This window comes from Bradyrhizobium sp. AZCC 2176 (genome assembly GCF_036924645.1).
Taxonomy (GTDB): domain Bacteria; phylum Pseudomonadota; class Alphaproteobacteria; order Rhizobiales; family Xanthobacteraceae; genus Bradyrhizobium.
Map to the genome: position 1 here is coordinate 3,131,123 of NZ_JAZHRX010000001.1, position 23,449 is coordinate 3,154,571.

The window sequence follows — 23,449 nt, forward strand, 5'->3', positions numbered from 1 at the left end:
ATCCGTCCCCTCGGAAAATAGCTCGGACCTTAGAACATGATCGGGGAAGGGGTGGAACTTTTTTTCACCAGTCCGCAGACCGGTTCATCGCGGCCTCCGTGTTCAGGAACGGAAATCGATACTGCGCACGATGATGCCGGGGGGAGAGCCTTCGAACTCCCGCGCCTGGAATTTGCGGTATGCGCAGGCCTCGATCCGGTCCCGCAACCGCGCGAACTGTTCCTCGCGCTGGTTTTCCGGCGTCCGCGGCACGTGTTCCAATTCATCCATCGCCGAAGCGCTGACGGCGCAGGGCACTTCCCTCGCGCCATCCATCATGGAGAACAACAGGACCATCCGGTCGTCGTCATAGCCTCGGATGTTGCCGCGCGCGAACGTCATCAGACTTCCTCCCGAACGGAACGATCTTCCTGTCGATTTCTTTCTCCGGCTAGCCCTTCTTTTTCGTTACCGGCGGCGGATTGATTTCTGCGATCCTGCGCAGGCAGTCCGCTTCGGAAGAATGCGGGCCCGAGACGAAGGTTCCGCTGACCTTGGTCGAATACCAGCCGGACTCCACCCCGAGACGAAGCGATTCTTCCGTCATGACGTGACGTGGCGAGAGATTTTGCATCGTGTGCTTTCGGTTTGCGCCGTTCGATTCTGGTCGGGACGGCTGGATGGAGGAAGCTGTTGCGGCTGAACATTGATTTGTTCAGGTCCCTTCCCCGGAGAGCCGGGCGAGGTCCGTAAGCACCGCGGCCACGAGGTCGCGGTGATGCGTGTCGGTCGGCGCGAGACCGGCCGAATACAGATTGAGCACGTAACGCGCCTTGGCCACCGCCTCGGGCCACGTCGTGGCCGGCACGGCGAGGATCTCGATTTCGACAACGCCCTGCTTGTCACGCAGCAGTTTTGCGTTGGCCTCGACGTCGGCAATCACGCGACGGATATCGGTGGCCTTCTGCGCCGCCATGCCGCGATGCTTGTCGAGCTCGATCGGGGTCTCAGTCACGCCGCGCGCTCGCGTCGATGCATTGCGCGTCGGACAGATCAACCGAACTGATCGAGATCATTTCCATCGCGGAGCGTTGCGGCGGCGCGCCGGGCACCATGATCATGGTGGCGACCCGCCGAAAGCACGGGAACGAAAGGCCTTCGATCATCTCCTCGTCGGTGATGATTTCGTAAGCTCCCGGTGCAAGCTGCCGGTCGATTCCCTTGATGCGGAACGGATGCCTGAAATGAACCGTTTCCCGTCGTGTGCGCGTGGTCATGCCGGCAGCCCGGTGGATCTGCGTACGAAGTCATGATGCTTTTCGGACATCATCGCAGCGTGCGCGCTTTTGTGGCAATTAGCTATCGTTTTCTCCGCTACCGGCTGCATTTGGTCGAATAAGGCGGCCAGCGTCTTGTATTCGCTGGTTTCGTAGCCACTTCGAGCAGTCAGCAGAGGGAGAAGGCCTTTCGAATGAAGATTCGCGTCGGATTCGAAATGCTCTACGATTTCCCGCAGCCGACGCCGATGATCATGGTGCTGGGCACCCACTTCACCCGTGCGTCCGACGTCATCGTGCCGGATTTCCTCACCACCGACCCGGCGGTCGAAATCACGCCGTATCGCGACATGTTCGGCAATTGGTGCAGCCGCATGGTGGCGCCTGCCGGCCGCGTACGTCTTGCCGCCGATGGCGTCGTTCGCGACAGCGGCCAGCCCGATCCAGTGTTTGCCTCAGCGATTCAGCATGCGGTCGAGGATCTGCCCGCGGATACTCTGGTCTATCTGCTCGGCAGCCGCTATTGCGAGACCGAGCGGCTTTCGGAAATAGCCTGGCAATTGTTCGAGAAAACGCCGCCGGGCTGGGCGCGGGTCCAGGCGATCTGCGATTTCGTGCATCGCCACATCGCCTTCGGATACGAGCACGCCCGCGCCAGCAAGACGGCGTGGGAGGCTTACCAGGAGGGCAAGGGCGTCTGCCGCGACTATGCCCATCTCGCCGTCGCGTTCTGCCGCTGCATGAACATTCCCGCGCGCTATTGCACCGGCTATCTCAGCGATATCGGCACGCCGAAACCTTGGGCCGCAGGCGATTTCGCCGGCTGGTTCGAAGCCTATATCGGCGGGCACTGGCGCACCTTCGATCCGCGCAACAACGTGCCGAGGATCGGTCGCATCCTGATTGCGCAGGGCCGCGACGCCGCCGACGTGCCGATCACCCAGACCTTCGGACCCAACACGTTGGTCAGCTTCAAGGTCTGGACCGACGAGGTTGCGTGACGACGGATGATTCCGCGTCAAACTCTTCGTTTCCGCCCTGATGACGACGCGATAGCCCGGCTTGCTAGCTCAGCAAGGTGCGGACCTTCATGGCGGAATCATAGATCTCGATCTGAAGATACGGATAAGCCGACTTCAGCTTTCGGCCGGCGGCTTCAGCCGCGTCGGCGGTGTCAAACTCCGACTTGAAATGGCCGTCGACAACCGTCGCGAACCCTTCGGTAGGTGGCCTGTCGGCTCGTGTTGCTTTCTTCGGCTCTGGTTCGTCAATTGAGAGGAGAGGCTTTTTCATCGTTATTCCTTCCGCGTCACCGCGACTATCTTTTTGATCTGGTTCAGAGGCCGGTCTGAATTGACCGCGTGATATGATGAAGATGGAAGGTGCTGCTTCCGATCTTGCCGGAGACCAGCTCACTGGACATCGTCAGATCCGGACGTCCATCACCTGCGGCCCATTGCGGTCAAGGATGGGTGATGAGTGCAGCAGACGCTCTTTGCGTCCCGATGTCGAGGGAAATCCCGAAGCGGCCTGGTGTGAGGTATCGCTATCCAGGACAAGTTGGCGATCTTCCTGTGCCGCTTTTTGCGCTCGCTATCCCCGGGACGTAAGCCTAGTTTGGTCTTCACCGCGTTTCCTGCGGCGTCTATCGGTGACTGAGGGTATGCAATTCCGACCTAACCATCAAAACCCAGGGAGATCGACATGGCCAAGGGCGAGCAAAGAAGCAATCGGGAGACCAAGAAACCCAAGAAAGAGAAGATCAAGGTGATTGCCGCAGCGCCGAGCCAGAAGGGTGCGGGCTGGCAGCCGACGTTGGGTTCTGGCAAAAAGAAGTAGTGACGGATGCCCCTTGGTCGGGGCTGACCCTCATTTCCGAACCCTCCGCCGCAAACTCAGCCTGTCGGGGGCGTGCTGGCCAGTTGCCGTCCCAGCTCATCGGCAAAGGAACCCATCCTCTCGGCTGGTCGGACCTTGGTTTGCGGCGCGGGCCAATCGACTATGCCTGCCAGCATCAGACCTTGATCAGCCGCAGCTTCGTGCCCCAGGGATCGGCGGTCTCGATACCGTTCTCGATCGCCACAGCCGGCGCGCCCGCCTGCCGCAGGCGCAGCGTTTGGGCCTCGAGAATTTGCTGCGCCTCGATCTCCAGCGAAAACCAGGCGAGCCCGGTGGCTGTTTCGTCCCGCGGGCCAGCGCCTGCGCTCTGCCAGACATTGAGGCCGAGGTGATGATGATAGCGTCCCGAGGAGAGGAACGCGGCGCCGCTGCGCTTGCGGGTCGGATCGAAGCCAAGGGTAGCGCTATAGAAACGGTCCGCCTGTTCGAGACCGCCGACGCGCAGATGCATGTGGCCGATGCGAAGATCATCGGGCGCCTTGGCATAGTTGGTCGTGCGCGTATCCGTCAGCGCCAGCAGGCCGTCGATGTCGAGCTGGTCGGTGGCCATCGCGACCGAGCCGCCGTCCCATTTCCAGGTTTCGGGCGCGCGGTCGGCATAGACCTCGATGCCGTTGCCTTCGGGGTCGTCGAGATAGACGGATTCGCTGACGAGGTGGTCGGCGAAACCGGAGAGCGGGATCCTGTTTTTCGCCGCGTGCACCAGCCAGCGCGCGAGGTCCTTGCGCGTCGGCATCAGGAACGCGGTGTGATAGAGCCCCGCCGCGTTCCGCGCCTCGCGCGCGGCGCTTTCTCGCCGTTCGAGGTCGAGCAGCGGCACGCCGCCCGAGCCGAGGCGGACGCTGGTCGCCGTGCGCGCCATGACGGTAAGGCCGATCGCGTCGCGATAATAGTTGGCGACCAGATCGAGGTCGCGCACGCGCAGCGTCACCATGCCGATCCGCATCGGCGTCCGGTTGGCAAAGGTCGGCCCGCCGCCTGCCGCGCCTTCCGCCCCTTCGGCCTGCGCCGCGGCGACGGCCGCCGCGCCCAGCGAGGAGGCGCCGGCAAGATGCAGCAGCGTGCGGCGGGTCAGGTCTATGGTCATGAAACTCCTCCAGCGATCGGTACAGCGAAGCAAATCTTGCGCCGGATTCCAAGCCGCAGTATTGCCGCTCCCATCGTCGTTCCCCGGTGCGCAATTGCGCACCGGGGAACGACGGTTGGAGCGAGCGAAGCCGCATCCCACCCCAGTCTTTCAATTTTGCGATACAAGCCATGTCCACATTCAAATTCCTTGTCTCCCTGCCGCGATCTATCCTGCAGGCAAATCAACCCTGATGTCGCAGAGGAAACTGAGCCCGATGGCGGAAGCAGCAAAATCACGTAGCGAGGCGCAGGCGCCCCTTCCGACGTGGCCGGACGAGATCTACCGCGTACTCAAGGACGCCGGCATTCGCCAGGTCGCGATGGTGCCGGACGCCGGCCACAGCCGCCTGATCCGCGCCTTCGAGGCCGATCCCGAAACCCGCGTCGTGACACTGACGACGGAAGAGGAAGGCGTGGCGATGCTGGCGGGCGCATGGCTCGGCGGCGAGCGCGGCGTTCTTCTGTTGCAGTCGAGCGGCGTCGGCAACTGCATCAACATGCTGTCGCTGCCTGTCATCTGCCACATGCCGCTGTTGATGATCGTCACCATGCGCGGCGATTGGGGGGAGTTCAATCCGTGGCAGATCCCGATGGGGCAGGGCACGCGCCCCTCGCTCGAGGCCATGGGCGTGATCGTGAACAAGGTGGACGACCCTGATCTCGTCGCCTCCGCCGTGCAGGGTGCGGCGCACCTCGCCTTCAACACCTGGAAGCCGGTGGCGGTCTTGATCGGCCAGCGCGTGCTCGGCGCCAAGAATTTCAAGGAGCTTGCCCGCAAATGACTTCCAACCCGAACGCGCTTCTGCATCGCCGCGACGTCGTCAACGAACTGTTGCGCGATCGCGCCGGTCTCCTCGTCATCGCCGGCCTCGGCGCGCCGAACTGGGATGTCTCCGCCGCCGGCGATCATCCGAACAACTTTCCGCTTTGGGGCGCGATGGGCGGTGCCTCGATGATCGGGCTTGGGCTGGCGCTGGCGCAGCCCAAGCGCAAGGTAATGGTTGTCACCGGCGATGGCGAAATGCTGATGAATATCGGCTCGCTCGCATCAGTCGCGGTGGAGGCGCCGAAGAACCTGACGATTGCCGTGCTCGACAATGAACGCTTCGGCGAGACCGGCATGCAGAAGACGCCGACCGCCTCCGGCGTCGACCTTGCCGCCATCGCGGCCGCCTGCGGCATCCGCACCTCGCGCATCGTCCGCACGATGGCGGAAGTCACCGAACTCCGCGATCTCGCGCATGAGGGGCGAGGAACCGCCTTCGCGCAGATCAAGATCAACCCCGAGGCGCTGGTCTTCGTAATGCCGCCGGCAGATGGCGTCATCCTGACGACGCGCTTCCGGCAATCGGTGCTGGGCGACGCGGCGCTGTTTAATTGAGGAGTGGCAAAACTTGCTCGTCATGCCTTGTGCCGGGTATCCACGTCTTTGGTGGGACCTCGGACCTCGCGGAGGCAAGACGTGGATGGCCGGGACATCTGCGCGAAGACGCGCTTCGCGCTTTAGCCCGGCCATGACGAAAGAGAAAGCCCAGGCGCTACGCCGTCATGTTGATCTTCCACAGCCCTTCCCGGGAGAGCTGCTGAATCTCCGACACGATCAGCGTCGCAATCGTCGTCGTTGCGATCGACGGCGGATGGGCGATCGGCGAAGCGAGAATCAGTTCGCGCGACACCGAGGGGCTGACGGCGGCCATCTCCAGGCGTTTCGCCGCTACCTCGGCGCGGATCGCGGACGGCGGCAGCAGCGTGTAGCCGAGCCCTTCCTCCATCAGGCTGATCTGCGCGCGATAGGAATCCACCTCGATCATGGCGTCGAGCTTCAATTTCTCGCGCGCCAGCGCCTTCTCCAGCAGTGCCCGCAGGCCATGCGAGATGCTCGGCAGGATCAGCTTCTGTTTCACCAGCCATTTGAGATCGACCTGCTTCCGCTTGCTCAGGCCCGATCCTGGCGGCCCGACGGCCACGATATCCTCACGGCCGATGGACTGGACTTGAAGATGCAGGTCGACCGCGGGACCGTAGATGATCGCGAGATCCATTTCGCCGCGGTGCAGCCACTCGACCAGATGCCCGCCATAGCTTTCCACGATGCGCAGCGAGACGTCGGGAAATTCGCCGATGACGCGGCGGGCGAACCGTCCGGACAGCACCGCGCTCACCGTCGGCACCAGCCCGAGGATGACACGGCCCGACGGATTGCCGTTTGCCGATTTGAGGTCATCGCTGACCTGTTCGATCTGGCGGATCAGCCCGGTGGTGCGGTCGAGCAGCATCCGGCCGGCGCTGGTCAAGAGCATGCCGCGGCCGTTGCGGATGAACAGCTCGACGCGAAGCTCGTGCTCAAGCAGCTTGATGTGCCTGCTGAGCGCGGGCTGGGCGGCGCGCAGCCGGTCCGCCGCCTTGCTCAGGCTGCCGAGTTCCGCTACGGCCCGGAAAGTCCGCAATTGTTTGAGATCCATCGGGTGCCCAAGGTGCCCATTCCGGAAGCCATCATATGCCGTTTTCAGATTCCCCGTCCATGACGGGTGCCTCCGTCACTCCCCAGCAAGTCCGAACCGCGCTGCTGCTGCGCCAGGAAATCGCGCTGCTCGATGTCAGGCACGAGGCGGTGTTCGCCACCGGCCATCCCCTGTTCGCCGCCAACATGGCCGCGGGCCGGATCGCGCTGGAAGCGGAAGCGCGGATGCCGCGCAAGGACGTGCCGATCGTTCTCTATGACGGCGGCGAAGGTCTGGTAGCGCAAGCCGCGGACTGCCTGAAAACCCTGGGCTACACCAATGTCCGTCAGCTCGATGGCGGGCTGCAGCGCTGGAAACAGGCGGGTTACGAGCTGTTCCAGGACGTCAATTCCTATGCCAAGGCATTTGGCGAACTGGTGGAGCATCGCCGCCACACGCCATCGCTTGCCGCCGAGGAAGTCAGCGCCCTGATCGCGAGCGGAGCCAACATTCAAATCCTCGATGTCCGCCGCTTCGACGAATACGCGACCATGAACATCCCGGGCTCGATCAGCGTGCCCGGCGCGGAACTGGTGCTGCGCGCCGGCCGCGCGGCGCCGGATCCGGAAACAACCATCATCGTCAATTGCGCCGGCCGCACCCGCTCGATCATCGGCACCCAGTCGCTGATCAATGCCGGCGTCACCAACAAGGTGCGGGCGCTGCGCAACGGGACGATCGGCTGGACTTTGGCCAAGCAGAATCTCGAGCATGGCGCCAACCGGCGCGGCGAGATCGGCGCCATCGATGGCGGTGAGGCGAATGCGCGCGACGTCGCCTATCGCGCCGGCGTCCGTCACATTGGCCTTGCGGAAGTGGCGGCACTGCAGTCGCAGGCTGATCGCACGCTGTACCGCTTCGACGTTCGCTCGGAGGAGGAATACACGGCCGGCCATCTCGCGGGCTTTCGCCATTACGCGGGCGGGCAACTGGTGCAGGAGGTCGACATGGCCGCGCCCGTGCGCGGCGCGCGCATCGTGCTGACGGACAACAGAAGCGTCCGCGCCGACATGACCGCGTCCTGGCTCGCGCAGATGGGCTGGGAGACTTACGTGCTGGAAGGCGGCTATGACGGCCCGCTGCAAGTCGGGCCGCCGCGCGTCATTCCAAAGCCCGATCCATCACACCGCTACCGCCGCCCCTATGAGGGCACCGATATCAGGGAAAGCGCGATGCAGGCCTATCTCGACTGGGAATACGGCCTCGTCGAGCAGCTCCGTCGCGACGCCACCCATGGATTTTTCGTGATTTGATGGTGGGAGCGAAAACATCTCGTTGACCCAGCTAAAGCTGGAGCTGATGGAGCCTGATGAACTTGTGCTTTGCTTGCGGCGTCGCCATATGCCGTTCCATCGACTAGGAGGCGACAATGGCACTTAAAGGTCTTGCGGTGGTCACCGCAGAGCATTCCGAAGAAGGCGTCCTTTTGGAGTTTTGGCAAGACAGCGAGCGGAAGATCGCCATAATACAACGCGTCGCGCTAGATGACACGTTCGATAAGCTGCTGCCGTTCGGCTCGCCCCAGCGTCGACTTACCGTGCTGCAGTGGAACCACGTGGTGCAGGAGAACCTCACAGCGTTTGAACGCATAATCGAAGCGAAGTATCTGCGCGAACCAAGCGGCCGCATTGAGGTGGATCTTGCGGAAATCCAGCGCAGCGGAGAGAGGTTTACTGGCGAAGCGCTGCGCGTTGCGGGCGTCGGGCAGAACCGCTGACAGCAATCGGTCTAGATGATGACGGGCGCGCAAGCCGCAGGAACGCGATCACCTCTTCCCATTAAAAACCGTGTTGACCGGGCAGTTCAGCTTGTCCTACGAGCCAGAATCTTTTTTGATATCTGGTTTTACTTTGAAGCCAAACAAACGCGTTCGGCCATACTCGAAACCATGTGCGAGTATAGCGAATTCTTTCGTTTCATGCCGCACGCCAATCAGGTTGCTTTTGTTGTCACAATTGCTGCGCTCTTTGATAAGCGTGCCGATACGATTAGCCTTCCCCATTTAGCTCGAGAGATGACGCGAAACGGTCAACTGTCAGGGGTCGACTTGATCGAAGTTAATCGCCTCCTCATGAACGCGAAGTCTTTAGAATCGAAAGTCACCATCCTGCGACACAAGGCTTTTGCGCACAGAAGCGCCCATACATCTTTTGATGACGTATTCAGAGAAGCGAGCGTTACAGCGGATCAAATGCGTGAGTTGACTGTGATAGCGTTAAGGGTTGCGAACAAATTGGCAGAGGCGTGCGGGGTGAGTGTTGGGTTCTTCAACGAATTGCCACGGGAAGACGCTGCGCGAATGATGTTAGCATTGCAGGAATCGCAACGTGACAAGCCCTGAGTGAACGAACCGGACTTCAATCATCGCCGCCCAGCATGCTCTCGAGCGTCTCCGCAGCGTAGTTCTCTCCGATCGACATCGCGCAGATCCGCGAGAGCTGCACGTAGGAAAGCCCCGTCTCCTCGGCCCATGCATTGAACTGCGCCTGCACCTTGGCGAGGTCGCGCTTGGAGGTGACGGTCTCGGCAATGTCGAGCCCGGCCTCACGCAGGCACAGCACCACGTCGCTTGACGTGACAAACCCGTCCCAGCCGAGGAAGCGCAGCATCATCTGCCCGGTGTTGCCGCCGAGCCGGCTGCCGCGCTTGGCCAGCAATTCCAGCAGCCCGGCCTCGTCGGACGAGGGCCAGTTCGCGAGGAACTTGCCGAAACTGCCGTGCTCCTTGGCCACGTCCCGGACGAAGCTTGCATTGGCCCGCACCGACATGATCTTGGCGCCGTTGCGGACGATGCGTGTGTCCTTCAGCAAATCGTCCCAGAATTCATCCGGCTTCAGCGACAGCGGCCCCGGCTTGAAGCCGAGAAACGCCTTCTCGAAATCAGCCCATTTGCTCTCGATCACGCTCCAGGCAAAGCCCGCGCAAAACACCCGCTTGGTCATTTCCGCCAGAATCCGGTCGTCGCCGAGCTTGGCGAGCGCCTTCGGGTCGGTCCTGGCCGGCAGCAGCTTGGCGAGCGCCTTGGGACCGCCCTTGCGCTTTTCGGCGCGGGCGCGAATGGTCTTGAACGCGGTCACGGCGTACAGCTCCCTGAAATGCCCTGAAACCATAATGTAGAAGTGATCGGCTGATCTGCAAAGAATGGATGGCGCAGCGGCTGGTTTTCGCCTAAAGCATCCCCACCTCATTGAAACCCGTCAGGCCGTGCCGCTGCGCGTCGATAATTGCGCAAGCTTCGAGCCATTTCGGTTCGGGGCGATATTCAACATTTCAGGCTATAGAGCCAACCAGGATCTGACATCTCGTGACATTCTTGACCGCAAGCCCGCCGCTCGCCCGAGCTTTGGCGGAACGCAACTTCGATCGGCTGACACAAGTCCAGACGGCGGTGCTGGCGGACGCGGCCGCGGGCCGTGACCTCCTGGTTTCGGCGCAGACCGGTTCGGGCAAGACCGTCGCCTATGGCCTGGCGGTTGCGAAAAACCTGCTGGATGGCGGCGAGCGGTTCGAACGGGCTGCCGCTCCCTTGGCCTTGATCGTCGCGCCGACCCGCGAGCTTGCCCTTCAGGTCCACCGCGAACTTGCCTGGCTCTATCAGCATGCGGACGCGCGCGTGGTTTCCTGCGTCGGCGGCATGGACCCGCGCCGCGAGCAGCGCGAGCTGGCCCAAGGCGCGCATATCGTGGTCGGCACGCCGGGGCGGCTCTGCGATCATTTGCGACGCGGCCGTCTCGACGTCTCGGAATTGAAGGCGATCGTGCTCGACGAGGCCGACGAGATGCTCGATCTCGGTTTTCGCGAGGACATGGAATTCATCCTGCAGGCCACGCCGGAGGACCGCCGCACGCTCCTGTTCTCGGCGACCCTGCCGCCCGGTATTGTCGGGCTGGCGAGGGAATATCAGCAAGACGCCTTCCGCGTCGAAGTCGCGGGTGACGAGGGCGGACACGCCGACATCGAATACCGCGCGATCCGGATCGCGAGCGGCGATGTCGAGCACGCCGTAGTCAATATCTTGCGCTTCTTCGAATCGCCGGGCACGCTGGTGTTCTGCAACACGCGCGACGCGGTCCGGCATCTGCAGGCAACGCTCCTGGAGCGCGGCTTTTCCGTGGTGGCGCTGTCGGGCGAATTGACCCAGAACGAGCGGACGCTGGCGCTGCAGGCGCTGCGCGACGGCCGCGCCCGGGTCTGCGTTGCGACCGACGTTGCCGCGCGCGGCATCGACCTGCCGAACCTCGATCTCGTCATCCATGCAGATCTGCCCAACGATCCGGAAGTCATGCAGCACCGCTCGGGACGCACCGGACGCGCGGGCCGCAAGGGCGTCAGTATCTTGCTGGTGCCGCCACCACGGCGGCGGCGCGCGGATATGTTGCTCAAACTCGCCGGCATCGATGCGGCCTGGGGTTTGGCGCCGCAGCCGGATGAAATCCGCAAGCTCGACCAGGAACGCATGCTGCGGGACGATGTGTTCGCGGCGGAGACGACACCGGAAGACATGGCGCTCGCACAGGCGCTGCTCGCCGAGCGATCGGCGGAGGAGATCGCCGCCGCGCTGGCGCGGCTCTATCGCGCGCGGTTACCGTCGCCTGAGGACATCGTCGATCCCGGCGAGGAACGCGTCAAGTCGCGTGCCGAACGTGCGCGGGAGCGGACCGATCGCGAGACCGGACGGGGACCGAAGCCTGCAAAATCCCCGGCGCGCCACCGCATGGCGGAAGACAGCGTGTGGTTTTCCGCCGCGATCGGTCGCAAGAAGAATGCGGAAGCGCGCTGGCTGCTGCCGATGCTGTGCCGCCGCGGCAGCATCAAGAAGGAAGACATCGGCGCCATCCGCATTCTCGATTCGACCACCGAGTTCGAGATTTCCGGCCGTGTCGCGAGCCGCTTTGCCGCAAGAATCCGCCGCCCCGACAAGGAAGACAGCATTCGCATCGAGGCGCTCGCAGGTGCCGCGCCGCGCGAGGAGGTGCGCGAAAAAGAATGGACACCGAAGCCGCACGGCAACAACGCAAGAACCTCTGACAAGCCGCAGTTTGACAAGAAAGTGCGTTACGATACGAAGAAGCCGCATCGGGACAAGCCGGCTCACACCGGAAAGCCGCGGCACGAAAGCGGGGCGCCTGCGAAGGCTGCCTTCGGCAAGAAGAAAAAGAAGAAGTTTCGCGATTGACCGGGCGGTGGCCTGAAGGCGCCGCCTGACATGCGAGGCGAGGAGCCGTCATGAGCGTCTACATTATCGCCCAGTTGAAATTCACCCGTCGCGAACTCTACGACCGCTATCAATCGCGCTTCATGGGCGTGTTCAAGAAGTTCAAGGGCAAGCTGCTGGTGGCGGACGCGCATCCGCTGGTGCTGGAAGGCGACTGGCCGCGCGACAAGGTCGTGATCATGGAGTTTCCCGATGACGAAGCGGCGCGGGAATTCCAGAACTCGCCCGAATATCAGGAGATCTCGGTCGATCGCAAGGCAGGCGCCGACGCCATCGTGCTGACAGTGAGAGGCCTGGGCTGAGCGCAGCGGGCTGCATTTATTCCCCCTGGAATCCCTATTCGTCGTCAATCACCCTGCATCTGGACTTCGGCGGACGAGAAATGCTTCGCCCTCAGGCGGCCTCGAAGCGCTGAGTTGATCCGCGCCGGGATGACATAGGCGCGTCTCGCCTCAAGCACACGTCAAGGGTTCATCAAGCTTCCTCACATCCATTTGTCTCGCGCAACGAAGCTCCTGTGAACTATTTCACAGGCCTTCCTCGCGCTCGCTGACATCTTGCCCGCGCGAACCACACACCAGCACGCGGGGCATCAGCGATGCGTACTTCCTCCGAAGGCGAGTCCAGCCAGCGTACGACGCGCAAGGGATTCTTTACACGCCTCCTCGAAGCGCTTCACCGCTCGCGGCGTCGCGACGCGATACGGGTATTGCGCCGCTACCGTCATTTGATTGCCGGGCAGGCTCAGATTCGTCCCGCAAGGCATCTGCCAAAATCCCGACCAACCGAAAAGAGCAGCCGAACTACCCACGAAATAACGGGCCGGTCCGCGCCGACCGCAAGCCGCGCCGGGACGCCGGCACCCGGTTCGCGTGACGTGACGCCGCTCAGCCTGACGGCGCTCGCAATCATGGCCATCCTCATAATGATCCTCCATGTCGCAGGCGGCGCCATGCTCGGTCCGCAGGCGCATGCGTCGACGCCTGACGATGAAGCGAAGTGCCCGGCGGATGCAATGCTGCCGGGGCCGTCACTGCCGTTTGACTAGGGCGTTTTCCAGCGAAGTGGAGACCCGTTCGCGTCAAGAAAACGCGTCAAATCATGGCGCTGGCGCTGTTGCACGGGCATCAAAGCCTGTCTCCCAAGCTCGTGATCGACCTCGCCATCAGCCTGCCGGCGCTGTTTGCCGGTTCCGTGCTCGGCATTGTTGCATTCCGGAACATCGATGAGATCGGCTTCCGCCGGACTATTCTTGTGCTATTGCTGGTGTCAGGCGCTTCGCTCGCCTTGGCTTGATGGTGTGATCACGGCCGAAGGTTGCGAAGCCGGAAAATCTGAGAGCATTGGCCGAAAGAATCATGACCGCACTTCAGCGCAACGTTTCCGCCTCGATCGATCCCGTGAAACTCGACCGCCTCGCCGAAGTCGCGGTCAAGGTCGGCTTGCGGCTGCAGCCGGGTCAGGACCTGCTGCTGACCGCGCCCTCGGTGGCGCTGCCGCTGGTGCGCCGGATCGCCGAACATGCCTACAAGGCCGGCGCGGGTATCGTGACCCCGTTCCTGTCGGATGAGGCGATCACGCTGGCGCGCTATCGCCACGGCCACAACGAGAGTTTTGATCGCGCCGCCGGCTGGCTCTATGAGGGCATGGCGAAGGCATTTGGCGCCAACACCGCGCGGCTGGCCATCGTCGGTGACAATCCGATGCTGCTGTCGGGCGAAGACCCGACAAAGGTCGCGCGCGCCAGCAAGGCCAATTCGATGGCCTATCAGCCGGCGCTGGAAAAGATCGTCAATTTCGAAACCAACTGGAACATCATCGCCTATCCGAGCCCGTCCTGGGCGAAGCAGGTCTTCCCCGACGTCCCGGAGGATGTCGCGGTGGCGAAGCTGGCGGATGCGATCTTTGCAGCGTCCCGCGTCGATCAGGATGGTGCCGTCGCGGCCTGGGAAAAGCACAACGCCGTGCTGCGTGAGCGAACCGAATGGCTGAACGGCCAGCGCTTCCACGCGCTGAAATATTCCGGCCCGGGCACGGATCTTACGATCGGTCTCGCCGACGGCCACGAATGGGAGGGCGGCGCCTCGACCGCCAGGAACGGCATCACCTGCAACGCCAACATTCCGACCGAGGAAGTCTTCACCACGCCGCATTGCCGGCGCGTCAGCGGGCACGTCGTCTCCTCCAAGCCGCTGTCCTATCAGGGCACGCTGATCGACAACATCGCGGTGCGGTTCGAGGAAGGCCGCATCGTCGAGGCCAAAGCTTCGCGCGGCGAGGAGGTCTTGAAGAAGGTGCTCGATACCGATGAGGGCGCAGCGCGCCTCGGCGAAGTGGCGCTGGTGCCGCATTCCTCGCCGATCTCGAAGAGCGGGCTGTTGTTCTTCAACACGCTGTTCGACGAGAACGCCGCCTCGCATATCGCGCTCGGCCAGTGCTATTCGAAATGCTTCGTCGGCGGCGACAAGCTGACGCCGGAACAGATTGCGGCGCAGGGCGGCAACAAGAGCCTGATTCACATCGACTGGATGATCGGCTCGGCCGAAACCGACATCGACGGCATTCACGCCGACGGAAGCCGCGTACCAGTATTCCGCAAGGGCGAGTGGGCGTAATCAGTCCAGCTTGAGCTTGTAGAAGTCGGTCGCGGTCCCGGAGAACAGCGCCGTCTTCTCCGCTTCGCTATATGGCGCGGCCAGCCGCTTGAAGGCGTTGAAGATCACCTGATAGCTGCACTGGCCTTTGTCCGGCGGAAAATTGCTTTCGAACATGCAGCGATCGGGTCCAAACACGTCGATGCAGGTTTCGATGTAGGGACGCCACGCAGCGGCGGCCTGTTCCGAAGACGGCGGGTTCGGGCGCAGGTGGAAGTCATAGCCGAGCAGGCACATCGCGAGGCCGCCGAGCTTGACGACGACGTTTTCACATCTGGCAAGTTCCTGGATCGAGGCCTTCCACACCGGGAAGATTTCCTCGCGCCGGTTCGCGTAGCTGCCGATGCCGGCCGGGCCGCCGCAATGATCGAGCACGATCCTGGTGTCGGAAAAAGCGCGCGCGAGATCGGTGAGTTCGCCGATCTGCGGATGAAACAACCAGGCGTCGAAGCTCAGGCCCAATGGTGCGAGGCAGGCAAAGCCCTTGCGGAAAGTGCTGTCGAGCAACAGTCCTCTTGGCCGCGTCGCATACATGCCGGCGACATTGGGGTCCGCATCCCACGCGGAGGAATGCCGGATGCCGCGGAAGCGGCCGTTGCCGGCAACGATCTCCGCCTCCAGCACCGCCTTTGCGCCGTCGCCGAGCAAGAGATTGACGTGGCTGACGATGCCGGCGCAGATCGCGGCCTTGCCGTAAGCGCCGCTCGCCGCCATCGCAGCCACGCCATTGGCGAACTCGACCTCGCCGACGGGACGGAACGCTTCAGGACCGTGCGCGCGGTACATCGAGCGGCAATCGACATAGACGGTGGCGATGATGTTGTGGCCGGAGGCAATATCGGCCGCCATCTCCTCGATCATGTAGCGCAATCCGCCGCGGTCCCAGAGATGGTGATGCGGGTCGACGATCGGGCGGGCGGGATCGATGATCTCCTCGGTATGTTGCGCGAGCCAGTCCTCGCGCGGATCAGCGTAGAGCCCGCTCTTCGAGGCGGGTGCAGTGCTGGCGGCCATGGATATCGCTCCCCGGATTTTATGTTTCTCGGGGAGCGATACTAGCGCATCACGGGATCAAAGCAGCAGGCGGATCGCGAAGGCCGCTACTTCATTTCCGCGGCTTTCCGGCAACCCTTCAGTCCGGCAGACCGCGGATGAAATCGAGAAGCGCGGCATTAACTTCGCTTGGGCGCTCCTGCTGGGTCCAGTGTCCGCAACCGGGCAGATCAGGAGCGACCGCGTGGAAGCCGGCGGCGGCCAGCGCGGGGAGCTGATGGCGCCAGGAATACCAGGACTCCGGGAATCCGTGACACAGAATCACCGGCGGCCCCTTGCCCTGCTCGGCGATATTGAGGCGGATACCGTTGCTCTCGATGGTTCGCTGCACAGGTACGCTCAAGCTTCCCTCCCTTTGCATCGGCCCTGAGCGCGAGTTTCGGCTGCGTCAGACCCCTTCCAGAATGATCACCGTCGGCGTCCCCGGCAGCGTGTCGCGCGAAATCTTCAACGTCCGCTCCGTTCGCTGGTCGATGACGAATTGCTGCCCGATCAGCTGCATGAATTCGTCGAGCGGAGTGGCGAAACGGTGCATCGGCAGCACCACGGAGGCGCGCAGGCGCCTGGTGATCTCGGAGACGCCGTCGAGCGACATCGTATAGGTGCCGTCGATCGGCACCATGACGATGTCGAGCCGGCCGATCGCCGCGAAATGCGTATCGTCGAGCTTGTGATGCAGATGTCCGAGATGGCCGATGCAGAGGCCGGCGACCTCGAAGATGAAGATCGAGTTGCCGTCCTTGAGCATCGCCCCACCGGTGTCCTCGCCATAGTAGCGGCGGATGTCGGTGGGCACGTTGCGGATATAGACGTCGCCGACCCGCGTTGAGATCTGCGCGGCCTGTCCGTTCTCGCCCCAGCCATGCAGGACGTGTGGGATCTTTGGATCGGGAAACAGCGTGTAGTGCGTCGAATGCGCCCGGTTCATGGTGGCGACGTCGGGTAGCCTCCCGGTCCGATAGGCGCCGTTGAAGTCGGTCGCGATCCGCACGCCGCCGGGCGTGTCGATATAGTAGGTGGAATGGCCGACATAGGTGATCGCGACCTGTTCCTGTTTGGCTGCGACGCGCCGAAGGCTGACCGGTACTGCGAGCGGCGGGGCGCTCGCCATCGCGAGGCATTCGCTGCGCAACGGCTGTTGCTGGGCGGCCGCCGGGACGATCAGCGAACCGAGGAAGGTAAGGGCGACAGCAACGGATAAGTTAAGCGATCGCAACATGGCATGACCCATCCGCGGCAAAGGCCGCAGGCCGCACTGTATCGCCGAATTTTGGAAACGTCATGATGGCATTCGCGCACGGCGGCGCGCCGGATTTGCTTCATCGGCGGGAGCGATGCCATATTGTAGGATATGCCCAAGGAGTTCGCCGTGACTGAAAAGACCGTCGCCCCGGCCCCGCGCGCGCCGTCATCGAAACGGCTGGAGCCGTTGCGCCAGGTCGATGCCGGTGTCCTCAGCATCGCCTATTACGAGGCGGGGCCTGCCGATGGCCCGGCCGTGATGCTCATGCACGGCTTTCCCTACGACATTCATTCCTATGTCGACGTCGCACCGCAACTGGCCGCCCAGGGCTGCCGCGTCATCGTTCCCTATTTGCGCGGTTACGGTCCGACGCGGTTTCGCGACGCGGGCACGCCGCGCTCGGGCGAGCAGGCGGCGGTCGGCGCCGACATGATGGCGCTGATGGATGCGGTCGGCATCCGCCGCGCGGTGTTCGCGGGCTACGACTGGGGTGGCCGCGCGGCCTGCGTCGGCGCGGCGCTATGGCCGGAGCGCTGCACCGGGCTCGTCTGCGTCAATTCCTATCTGATCCAGGATATCGCCAACGCCATGGCGCCGCAGCGACCCGAGCGCGAGGTAGCGTTGTGGTATCAGTATTACTTCCAACTCGAGCGCGGCCGCGCGGGACTGGCCGCCAACCGGCGCGAGATCGCCAGGATATTGTGGACGCAATGGTCGCCGAACTGGCCGTTCGATGATGCCTGTTTCGAGCGCACAGCCGTCGCTCACGACAATCCCGATTACGTCGACGTGGTGATCCACAGCTATCGCCATCGGTTTGGTCTCGCCGAGGGTGATCCGCAATATGCTGATATCCAGCGCAGGCTCGCGGCGCTGCCTCCGATCACCGTGCCGACAATTACGCTGGATGGCGCCGGCGACGGCGTTGCACCCGCGACCGATGGCACCGCGAGCGCGGCAAAGTTTACCGCGCGCCGCGCCCACCGCGTCGTGCCGCGTGCCGGGCACAATCTGCCGCAGGAAGCGCCCGAGGCGTTTGCCGCGGCGGTGATGGAGCTGGCCAAGGCATAGGTCGGCTGTGCCGCTGTGAGGCAGGAAACCCAAGATTCAAGGTCAACCGGGAATGGCTTTACCTCGGGGGTGCCTTTAGTCCCGCCGTGGGCTGATTTTCCACGTCGCCGCCAGAATTGCCGCGGTCATCGCGCCGCTGATCACGGCGGCGATCGGGATGGTGACGGCGAGCGCTGCGGTCGCGGCCCAGCCGATCGAGCAGAAGGCTTCCGCGAATGTTGCCAGCCGCGACGAGGTCTGACGGCGTCGGAACTGGCTGCGTTTGGCCTGCACGCGGAACCAGAGCTGGATCGCGGCCGCCGAGACGGTTGCCACGATGACACCGAGCGCGGTGACGATCGCCTGCGCTACGGAAGCGAACGCCAGTGCTGCGATCAGCGGCGCAAAGATGGCGCCGATGGCGATCAGAACCACTTCGACCTTGGCGCGGATCACGCGCGACGGCGTCAGCGGTGCGGTCGCCACCAGGTCGGCGGCATCCTCGCCTGATATCGTCAGCCACGCCAGCCCGCCGGCAAGCTGGCCTGCCGCCATCACGATCACGGGCGTGATCAAGACAATCGCATCCGAGCTTTCGGAAAAACTTCGCCACAACATCAGGGCCGGAGGCACCAGATACAGCAGTTGCATCAGGGTTTGCGACAACAGCCATGGGTCGCGCCGCAGCAGCAGGAACTCCTTGGCGCGCAGCGCCTGTTGCCGCGAACCGCCGCGAAATGCCGTCGCGCGCGGCCCGCGACGGACAGACCGGGCGGTTGCGGCGACACTGACGACGGTGTCGGCAAATCTTGGCGAGAAGACCGCCATCACGACGCCGAGCAGCACCAGCCCGCCGGCGATCAGCCACGACAGCACGATGCCATCACCGACCGCCGCGCGCGCCGGCCACCACAGCGCACTGTCGAGCGCAGGCGCATAGGCCGCAGCGGTATCGGAGGTCAGTACCGCAAAGCGCGACAACGTACCGTAGGAAAGGATGGCTGCGACCTGGAGCGCGATGACGAAGCCGGCGCCGATGATGGCGGCCACGATCTGCGCGACGAGGCGGGTGCGGCTCGGGCCGATCAATCTGAACAGCGCGACCGTGATCGCGATCGCAACCGCCGCGGCCGAAACACCAACCGCGACGACGACGCCGAACGCTGAGAGCCATCTGATGCCGCCACCGATCACAAGAACGTCGACAAAGGGCGTCGACAGCAACAACGCCATAGCGGTGACCGAGAGCGCAATCGCTGCGATCCGCACCGAGAACACGTTGGCGAGGTTCGCCGGCGACGACATGATGAGGTCGAGATCGGCGCGGGCGTAGAACACCCGCGTCACGGATTCGATGGCCTGCGACAGCATCAATGCCCAGGCGAGAAAGATGGCCGTGGTGATGACGATCAACTCGGGCTTGCCGAGCGGGGCTTGCAGATCGGCGAAGCGGCCGATCACGGCATAGGCCGGGAGGTGCATGATGGCGACGAATACGACCAGGGCGATGATCGCGCGCTTTCGCTTGCCACGTCTGCCGCCAATCATCGCCAGCCATTCGCGCCAGGCCAGACGGATTTCGTGCCGGGCAAACCAGGAGAGCGCCGCTGTCGAGCTCATGCAGCGGCCGCCTCGGCATCGACGAGCGCGATGAACATATCTTCGAGGCTGGTGTCGTTGCGGCCGTTCTGCTGGCGCAGCTCGCTGAGCGTGCCCTCGGCCACCAGCCGGCCTGCGGCGATGACGCCGATGCGGTCGGCCATGCGCTCGGCGACTTCGAGAATATGCGTCGTCATGATCACGGTGCAGCCGGAACGGACGCGGTCCTGCAGCAATCCCTTGACGTGACGCGCCGACAGCGCATCGAGGCCGGTCAACGGCTCGTCGAGGATGATCAGCCGGGGATCGTGCACCAGCGCACCGGCCAGCGCGACTTTCTGGCGCATGCCCTTGGAAAATCCCTCGCAGCGTTCGTGCAGATGTGGCTCCAGGCCAAGCGACACCAGAAGCTTGTGCGCGGAGGGTTCCGACACGGCGGGATCGAAGCCCCAGAGGCCGGCAACGAATTCGAGATATTCCAGCGGCGTCAGCTTGTCGTAGATCATCGGCTCGTCGGAGACCCAGGCCATGATCTGCTTGGCGGCGACGGGATCGGCGAGCGCATCGATACCCAAGATGGCGACTGAGCCGGCGTCGGGCTTGAGCAGACCGGCGACCATGCGCAAGGTCGTGGTCTTGCCGGCGCCGTTGGGGCCGAGCAGGGCGTAAAACTCGCCAGCGCGAATGGTAAGGTCGAGCGCGTCGACCGCCGGGCGGTCAAAACGCTTCGTTAACCCTCGCACCTCGAGCGCCGATACATCTGACGTCATGATTTCGGGGCGATCCAGTTGTTCGCTGCGGACCATGAACCGAAGAACTTTCGGCGCGGTGAATCTTGCACGCCAAATCGCAGCGAACCCCGCAACTTCCCGGGCTGCGGCATTTCTCCGCAATTGTTAACGGCGCGACACGCAGCGCTTTGTTGACAGGGGTCGGCGCTTTGGGCTCAATGCAGCGGGACATGTGCGGCTACCGGCATCGTGGATGCCAGGCAGCGTGTAGACACAAGATGCGGAAGAGGCGATCGACAGAATCGCCCGGGCATCGGGGAGGGAAATGATGCTGGACTTCGTTCAGCAGCTGGTGAGTGGCATCGCGCTCGGCTGCGTCTATGGCCTGATCGCGCTCGGCTTTGTGCTCGTTTACAAGGCAACCGAGGTCGTCAATTTCGCCCAGGGCGATTTGATGATGCTGGGCGGGTTCTTCGCCTTCACCTTCATCGGCATGCTCGGCCTCAATTACTGGCTTGGATTCGCCGGTGCGGTCATCGCCATGGCTGCGTTCGGCATGCTGGCCGAACGCGTCGTGGTGCGGCCGATCCTCGGCTATCCGCAGTTTTCCATCATCATGGCGACGATCGGGCTCGGATATTTCCTGCGCTCCGTAGTCGGCATGATCTGGGGCACCGACGATTTCAAGATCGACACGCCGTTCAGCGACGGCGTGTTGCGGATCGGCTCGCTGGTGCTGGCGTACGACAAGCTCTCGGTGATCGCCGCAACCGTCATCCTTTGCGCGCTGCTTTATCTCTTCTTCAACCGCACCACGCTCGGCACCGCGATGCGTGCCAGCTCTGAGAACATGCTGGCCGCCTATTACATGGGCATTCCGGTCAAGCGCGTGGTGTCGATCGTGTGGGCGATCTCGGCGGCGGTCGCGACCGCCGCCGGCGTGCTGCTGGCGCCGATCACCTTCATTCACTCCAACGTCGGTCTGGTGCTGGGCCTGAAGGCATTTCCCGCCGCAGTGCTCGGCGGCTTCGGCTCGATTCCCGGCGCCGTGGTGGGCGGCGTGCTGATCGGCGTGATCGAGAGCATGGCCGGCTTCTACCTGCCGCAAGGCTGGAAGGACGTCGCGCCCTACATCGTGCTTCTGGTGGTGCTGTTGCTCAAGCCCGAAGGCCTGTTCGGTATTCATATGCGGAAGAAGGTCTAATGCGGTTCCTCTTCAAGACGGATTACGAAGACGACATCAGACTGTTTCCGCATAGCGGCTACGTCGTTTCCTACGGTATCCTGCTGGCGTTTCTGGTGATCGCGCCGTTCGTGCTGTCGAGCTATCTGGTCAGCCAACTGGTGTTCGTCTGCATCTACGCCACCGTGGGCGTCGGTTTGATGATCCTCACCGGCTTCACCGGGCAGGCCTCGCTCGGCCACGCCGCGTTTCTGGCGATCGGCGCCTATACGGCGGCCTATCTGCAGCAGTACAGCGTTCCGTTTCCGGTCTACTTCCTGGCTGGCGGCCTGTTGACCGGCGTGGTCGGTGCGCTGGTCGGATTCCCGGCGCTGCGGCTGACGGGCATCTACCTCGTCATCGCGACGATCTCCTTTGCCTTCATCGTCGAGGAAGTGCTGGCGCGCTGGGAAAGCGTGACCCACGGCAATGAGGGCATGCGCGTCAAGACCTTGAGCCTGTTCGGGCAGGCGGTGCCGCAAAACGGCCCGACCTTCTACTTCCTTTGTCTCGGCGTCTTGATCCTGACCATCGTCGGCACGCTCAATCTGTTGCGCTCGCCCACGGGGCGCGCCTTCGTCGCGATCCGCGACAGCGAAACGGCGGCGCGCAGCATGGGTGTCAACGTCTCGCTCTACAAGGTGAAATCGTTTGCAATCAGTGCAGCGATCACCGGATTGGCCGGTGTGCTGTTCGCGCACAAGCTCTCCTTCATTTCTCCAGAAATGTTCACGCTGCAGCTCTCGATCGAGTTCATCATCGTGATCCTGATCGGCGGCACCTTCAGTCTGCACGGCGCGGTGCTGGGCGCGATCTTCCTGGTCATGATCGATCCGTTCCTGACCTATCTGAAGGACGATCTGCCCGGCATCATTGCAGGGCTGGCCGCAACGTTCGGCGCGGACAGCGTGACCGCGGGGAAGGTTTATAGCAACGTCTCCGCCATTGCATCCGCCAACGGCCTCAAGGGCGCCATTTACGGGGTGATCATCGTGCTGTTCGTGCTGTTCGAGCCGCTCGGCCTGTACGGACGCTGGCTGAAGATCAAACTCTTCTTCCAGCTATTCCCGCTCTACAAGCGCGCCACCTTCAAGCGGCAGAAAATCTACGTGAAATCGGAGCGGAACCGATGAGCTATTTCCGTGCAGAAAATCTGTCCCTGCATTTCGGCGGCCTGAAGGCAGTCGATTCCGTCAGCTTCGCGGTGGAGAAGGGTGAGATACTCTCGATCATCGGCCCCAACGGCGCCGGCAAAAGTTCGATCTTCAACCTGATCTCGCGGATCTATCCGCCCACTTCAGGCAGAATCTTTTTCGAGGACCAGGACATCACCGAGCAGCCGGCCTACGACATTGCCGGCCTCGGCATTGCCCGCACCTTCCAGAACATCGAATTGTTCGAGAATGCGACCATGCTGAGCAACCTCTTGGTCGGGCGTCACAGGCACTCCACCACGCAGCTCTGGCAGGAACTGCTGTTCATGCCGAGCGTGCGCGCCGGCGAAAAGATCCACCGCCGTCGTGTCGAGCAGGTGATCGAATTCCTCGATCTCGAAGCCTATCGCGACAAGCTGATCTCGGGGCTGCCCTACGGCGTCCGCAAGGTGATTGAGCTCGCGCGTGCGCTGTGCTCTGAGCCGAAGCTGATCCTGCTGGACGAGCCGTCATCGGGGCTCAACGTCGAGGAGACCGACGACATGTCGTTCTGGATCCGCGACATGAAGAGCGAACTCGGCATCACCGTCTTGATGGTCGAACACGACATGACGCTGGTCAATCGCGTCTCCGACCGCGTGATCGCGCTCAACTACGGCCGCGTGCTCGCGATGGGCTCGCCGTCCGAGGTGCAGCGCCATCCCGACGTCGTCGCCGCCTATCTCGGCGCATGAGGATGATGCC

The 23,449-nt window shown here is 63.1% G+C and carries 28 protein-coding genes and 1 pseudogene; 16 read left to right on the forward strand and 13 right to left on the reverse strand.

Annotated elements, in window-relative coordinates:
* Positions 1–102: 102 nt before the first annotated feature.
* From V1288_RS14505 to V1288_RS14520, 4 genes are all read right to left on the reverse strand, one after another.
* On the reverse strand, positions 103–381 hold the full coding sequence (locus tag V1288_RS14505) for a DUF1488 domain-containing protein (RefSeq protein ID WP_334357676.1): 279 nt from the start codon (positions 379–381) through the stop codon (positions 103–105).
* A 49-nt stretch (positions 382–430) separates the two neighbouring features.
* Positions 431–613 carry a hypothetical protein gene (locus V1288_RS14510; protein WP_334357677.1) on the reverse strand — a complete coding sequence of 61 codons (183 nt, stop codon included), beginning with the start codon at positions 611–613 and terminating at the stop codon, positions 431–433.
* A gap of 81 nt (positions 614–694) precedes the next feature.
* Positions 695–994, reverse strand: a complete 300-nt coding sequence (locus V1288_RS14515; RefSeq protein ID WP_334357678.1) for a hypothetical protein — start codon at positions 992–994, stop codon at positions 695–697.
* The gene (locus V1288_RS14520; protein ID WP_334357679.1) at positions 987–1,256 is read right to left on the reverse strand and encodes a hypothetical protein; all 270 of its coding nucleotides are present in this window, start codon (positions 1,254–1,256) and stop codon (positions 987–989) included. The genes V1288_RS14515 and V1288_RS14520 overlap by 8 nt, the downstream gene beginning before the upstream one ends.
* 194 nt (positions 1,257–1,450) lie before the next feature.
* Here V1288_RS14520 and V1288_RS14525 point away from each other — a divergent pair, with 194 nt between their 5' ends.
* Positions 1,451–2,257: a transglutaminase-like domain-containing protein gene (locus tag V1288_RS14525; RefSeq protein ID WP_334357680.1), complete on the forward strand. Its 807-nt coding sequence runs from the start codon at positions 1,451–1,453 to the stop codon at positions 2,255–2,257.
* Positions 2,258–2,321: 64 nt separating this feature from the next.
* Here the strand turns inward: V1288_RS14525 and V1288_RS14530 are convergent, their stop codons facing one another.
* Positions 2,322–2,549: a hypothetical protein gene (locus tag V1288_RS14530; RefSeq protein WP_334357681.1), complete on the reverse strand. Its 228-nt coding sequence runs from the start codon at positions 2,547–2,549 to the stop codon at positions 2,322–2,324.
* 411 nt (positions 2,550–2,960) lie between these two features.
* On the opposite strand from V1288_RS14530, the gene V1288_RS14535 reads away from it, so the two are divergent.
* Complete coding sequence (locus V1288_RS14535) at positions 2,961–3,095, forward strand: hypothetical protein (RefSeq protein WP_334357682.1); 135 nt, start codon at positions 2,961–2,963, stop codon at positions 3,093–3,095.
* Positions 3,096–3,270: 175 nt separating this feature from the next.
* Here the strand turns inward: V1288_RS14535 and V1288_RS14540 are convergent, their stop codons facing one another.
* A complete protein-coding gene (locus V1288_RS14540; protein ID WP_334357683.1) occupies positions 3,271–4,242 on the reverse strand; it encodes a VOC family protein in 972 nt (323 codons plus the stop codon).
* 256 nt (positions 4,243–4,498) lie between these two features.
* Between V1288_RS14540 and V1288_RS14545 the strand changes: the two genes are divergently transcribed.
* Positions 4,499–5,065, forward strand: a complete 567-nt coding sequence (locus V1288_RS14545; protein ID WP_334357684.1) for a thiamine pyrophosphate-binding protein — start codon at positions 4,499–4,501, stop codon at positions 5,063–5,065.
* On the forward strand, positions 5,062–5,664 hold the full coding sequence (locus V1288_RS14550) for a thiamine pyrophosphate-dependent enzyme (RefSeq protein WP_334357685.1): 603 nt from the start codon (positions 5,062–5,064) through the stop codon (positions 5,662–5,664). The genes V1288_RS14545 and V1288_RS14550 overlap by 4 nt, the downstream gene beginning before the upstream one ends.
* A 157-nt stretch (positions 5,665–5,821) precedes the next feature.
* On the opposite strand, the gene V1288_RS14555 is transcribed toward V1288_RS14550, so the two are convergent.
* On the reverse strand, positions 5,822–6,745 hold the full coding sequence (locus V1288_RS14555) for a LysR family transcriptional regulator (RefSeq protein WP_334357686.1): 924 nt from the start codon (positions 6,743–6,745) through the stop codon (positions 5,822–5,824).
* A gap of 59 nt (positions 6,746–6,804) precedes the next feature.
* Between V1288_RS14555 and V1288_RS14560 the strand changes: the two genes are divergently transcribed.
* The 3 genes from V1288_RS14560 (at position 6,805) to V1288_RS14570 (ending at position 9,125) form a co-directional block, all read left to right on the forward strand.
* Entirely contained in the window at positions 6,805–8,037 is a 1,233-nt protein-coding gene (locus V1288_RS14560; protein WP_334357687.1) for a rhodanese-like domain-containing protein, read from the forward strand.
* A 116-nt stretch (positions 8,038–8,153) separates the two neighbouring features.
* Positions 8,154–8,501, forward strand: coding sequence for a hypothetical protein (locus V1288_RS14565; RefSeq protein WP_334357688.1), 348 nt, complete (start codon positions 8,154–8,156; stop codon positions 8,499–8,501).
* 15 nt (positions 8,502–8,516) lie between these two features.
* Complete coding sequence (locus tag V1288_RS14570; protein ID WP_334357689.1) at positions 8,517–9,125, forward strand: AbiU2 domain-containing protein; 609 nt, start codon at positions 8,517–8,519, stop codon at positions 9,123–9,125.
* 16 nt (positions 9,126–9,141) lie between these two features.
* Here the strand turns inward: V1288_RS14570 and V1288_RS14575 are convergent, their stop codons facing one another.
* Complete coding sequence (locus tag V1288_RS14575; RefSeq protein ID WP_334357690.1) at positions 9,142–9,861, reverse strand: DNA-3-methyladenine glycosylase I; 720 nt, start codon at positions 9,859–9,861, stop codon at positions 9,142–9,144.
* 227 nt (positions 9,862–10,088) lie between these two features.
* Between V1288_RS14575 and V1288_RS14580 the strand changes: the two genes are divergently transcribed.
* The 5 genes from V1288_RS14580 to V1288_RS14600 all read left to right on the forward strand — a co-directional run bounded on the left by V1288_RS14580 (position 10,089) and on the right by V1288_RS14600 (position 14,614).
* Positions 10,089–11,960, forward strand: coding sequence for a DEAD/DEAH box helicase (locus tag V1288_RS14580; RefSeq protein ID WP_334357691.1), 1,872 nt, complete (start codon positions 10,089–10,091; stop codon positions 11,958–11,960).
* 50 nt (positions 11,961–12,010) lie between these two features.
* Positions 12,011–12,301 (forward strand): DUF1330 domain-containing protein, encoded by a 291-nt coding sequence (locus tag V1288_RS14585; protein ID WP_334357692.1) that lies wholly within the window; start codon positions 12,011–12,013, stop codon positions 12,299–12,301.
* 608 nt (positions 12,302–12,909) lie between these two features.
* The gene (locus V1288_RS14590) at positions 12,910–13,047 is read left to right on the forward strand and encodes a hypothetical protein (RefSeq protein ID WP_334357693.1); all 138 of its coding nucleotides are present in this window, start codon (positions 12,910–12,912) and stop codon (positions 13,045–13,047) included.
* Between the two features lie 53 nt (positions 13,048–13,100).
* Positions 13,101–13,295, forward strand: a complete 195-nt coding sequence (locus V1288_RS14595; protein ID WP_334357694.1) for a hypothetical protein — start codon at positions 13,101–13,103, stop codon at positions 13,293–13,295.
* 62 nt (positions 13,296–13,357) lie between these two features.
* Positions 13,358–14,614: an aminopeptidase gene (locus V1288_RS14600; RefSeq protein ID WP_334357695.1), complete on the forward strand. Its 1,257-nt coding sequence runs from the start codon at positions 13,358–13,360 to the stop codon at positions 14,612–14,614.
* Here V1288_RS14600 and V1288_RS14605 read toward each other — a convergent pair whose 3' ends face one another.
* The 3 genes and pseudogenes from V1288_RS14605 to V1288_RS14615 all read right to left on the reverse strand — a co-directional run bounded on the left by V1288_RS14605 (position 14,615) and on the right by V1288_RS14615 (position 16,925).
* Positions 14,615–15,667, reverse strand: coding sequence for an amidohydrolase family protein (locus V1288_RS14605; protein ID WP_334357696.1), 1,053 nt, complete (start codon positions 15,665–15,667; stop codon positions 14,615–14,617). It lies immediately after the preceding gene.
* A 157-nt stretch (positions 15,668–15,824) separates the two neighbouring features.
* Positions 15,825–16,067, reverse strand: a pseudogene (locus V1288_RS14610) (alpha/beta fold hydrolase); the annotation flags it as partial.
* A 27-nt stretch (positions 16,068–16,094) separates the two neighbouring features.
* Positions 16,095–16,925: an MBL fold metallo-hydrolase gene (locus V1288_RS14615; RefSeq protein ID WP_334357698.1), complete on the reverse strand. Its 831-nt coding sequence runs from the start codon at positions 16,923–16,925 to the stop codon at positions 16,095–16,097.
* Between the two features lie 210 nt (positions 16,926–17,135).
* Here V1288_RS14615 and V1288_RS14620 point away from each other — a divergent pair, with 210 nt between their 5' ends.
* Positions 17,136–18,020 carry an alpha/beta fold hydrolase gene (locus V1288_RS14620; RefSeq protein WP_442894024.1) on the forward strand — a complete coding sequence of 295 codons (885 nt, stop codon included), beginning with the start codon at positions 17,136–17,138 and terminating at the stop codon, positions 18,018–18,020.
* A gap of 75 nt (positions 18,021–18,095) precedes the next feature.
* Here V1288_RS14620 and V1288_RS14625 read toward each other — a convergent pair whose 3' ends face one another.
* Positions 18,096–19,619, reverse strand: coding sequence for a permease (locus tag V1288_RS14625; protein WP_334357700.1), 1,524 nt, complete (start codon positions 19,617–19,619; stop codon positions 18,096–18,098).
* Positions 19,616–20,368: an ABC transporter ATP-binding protein gene (locus tag V1288_RS14630; protein WP_334357701.1), complete on the reverse strand. Its 753-nt coding sequence runs from the start codon at positions 20,366–20,368 to the stop codon at positions 19,616–19,618. The genes V1288_RS14625 and V1288_RS14630 overlap by 4 nt, the downstream gene beginning before the upstream one ends.
* 289 nt (positions 20,369–20,657) lie before the next feature.
* Here V1288_RS14630 and V1288_RS14635 point away from each other — a divergent pair, with 289 nt between their 5' ends.
* Genes V1288_RS14635 through V1288_RS14645 form a run of 3 tightly spaced genes read left to right on the forward strand, consistent with a single transcriptional unit; the run spans position 20,658 to position 23,439 of the window.
* Entirely contained in the window at positions 20,658–21,533 is an 876-nt protein-coding gene (locus tag V1288_RS14635) for a branched-chain amino acid ABC transporter permease (protein ID WP_334357702.1), read from the forward strand.
* Positions 21,533–22,684 carry a branched-chain amino acid ABC transporter permease gene (locus tag V1288_RS14640; protein ID WP_334357703.1) on the forward strand — a complete coding sequence of 384 codons (1,152 nt, stop codon included), beginning with the start codon at positions 21,533–21,535 and terminating at the stop codon, positions 22,682–22,684. The genes V1288_RS14635 and V1288_RS14640 overlap by 1 nt, the downstream gene beginning before the upstream one ends.
* Positions 22,681–23,439, forward strand: a complete 759-nt coding sequence (locus V1288_RS14645; RefSeq protein WP_334357704.1) for an ABC transporter ATP-binding protein — start codon at positions 22,681–22,683, stop codon at positions 23,437–23,439. Before V1288_RS14640 ends, V1288_RS14645 begins: the two co-directional genes overlap by 4 nt.
* The last annotated feature ends 10 nt before the right edge of the window (positions 23,440–23,449 follow it).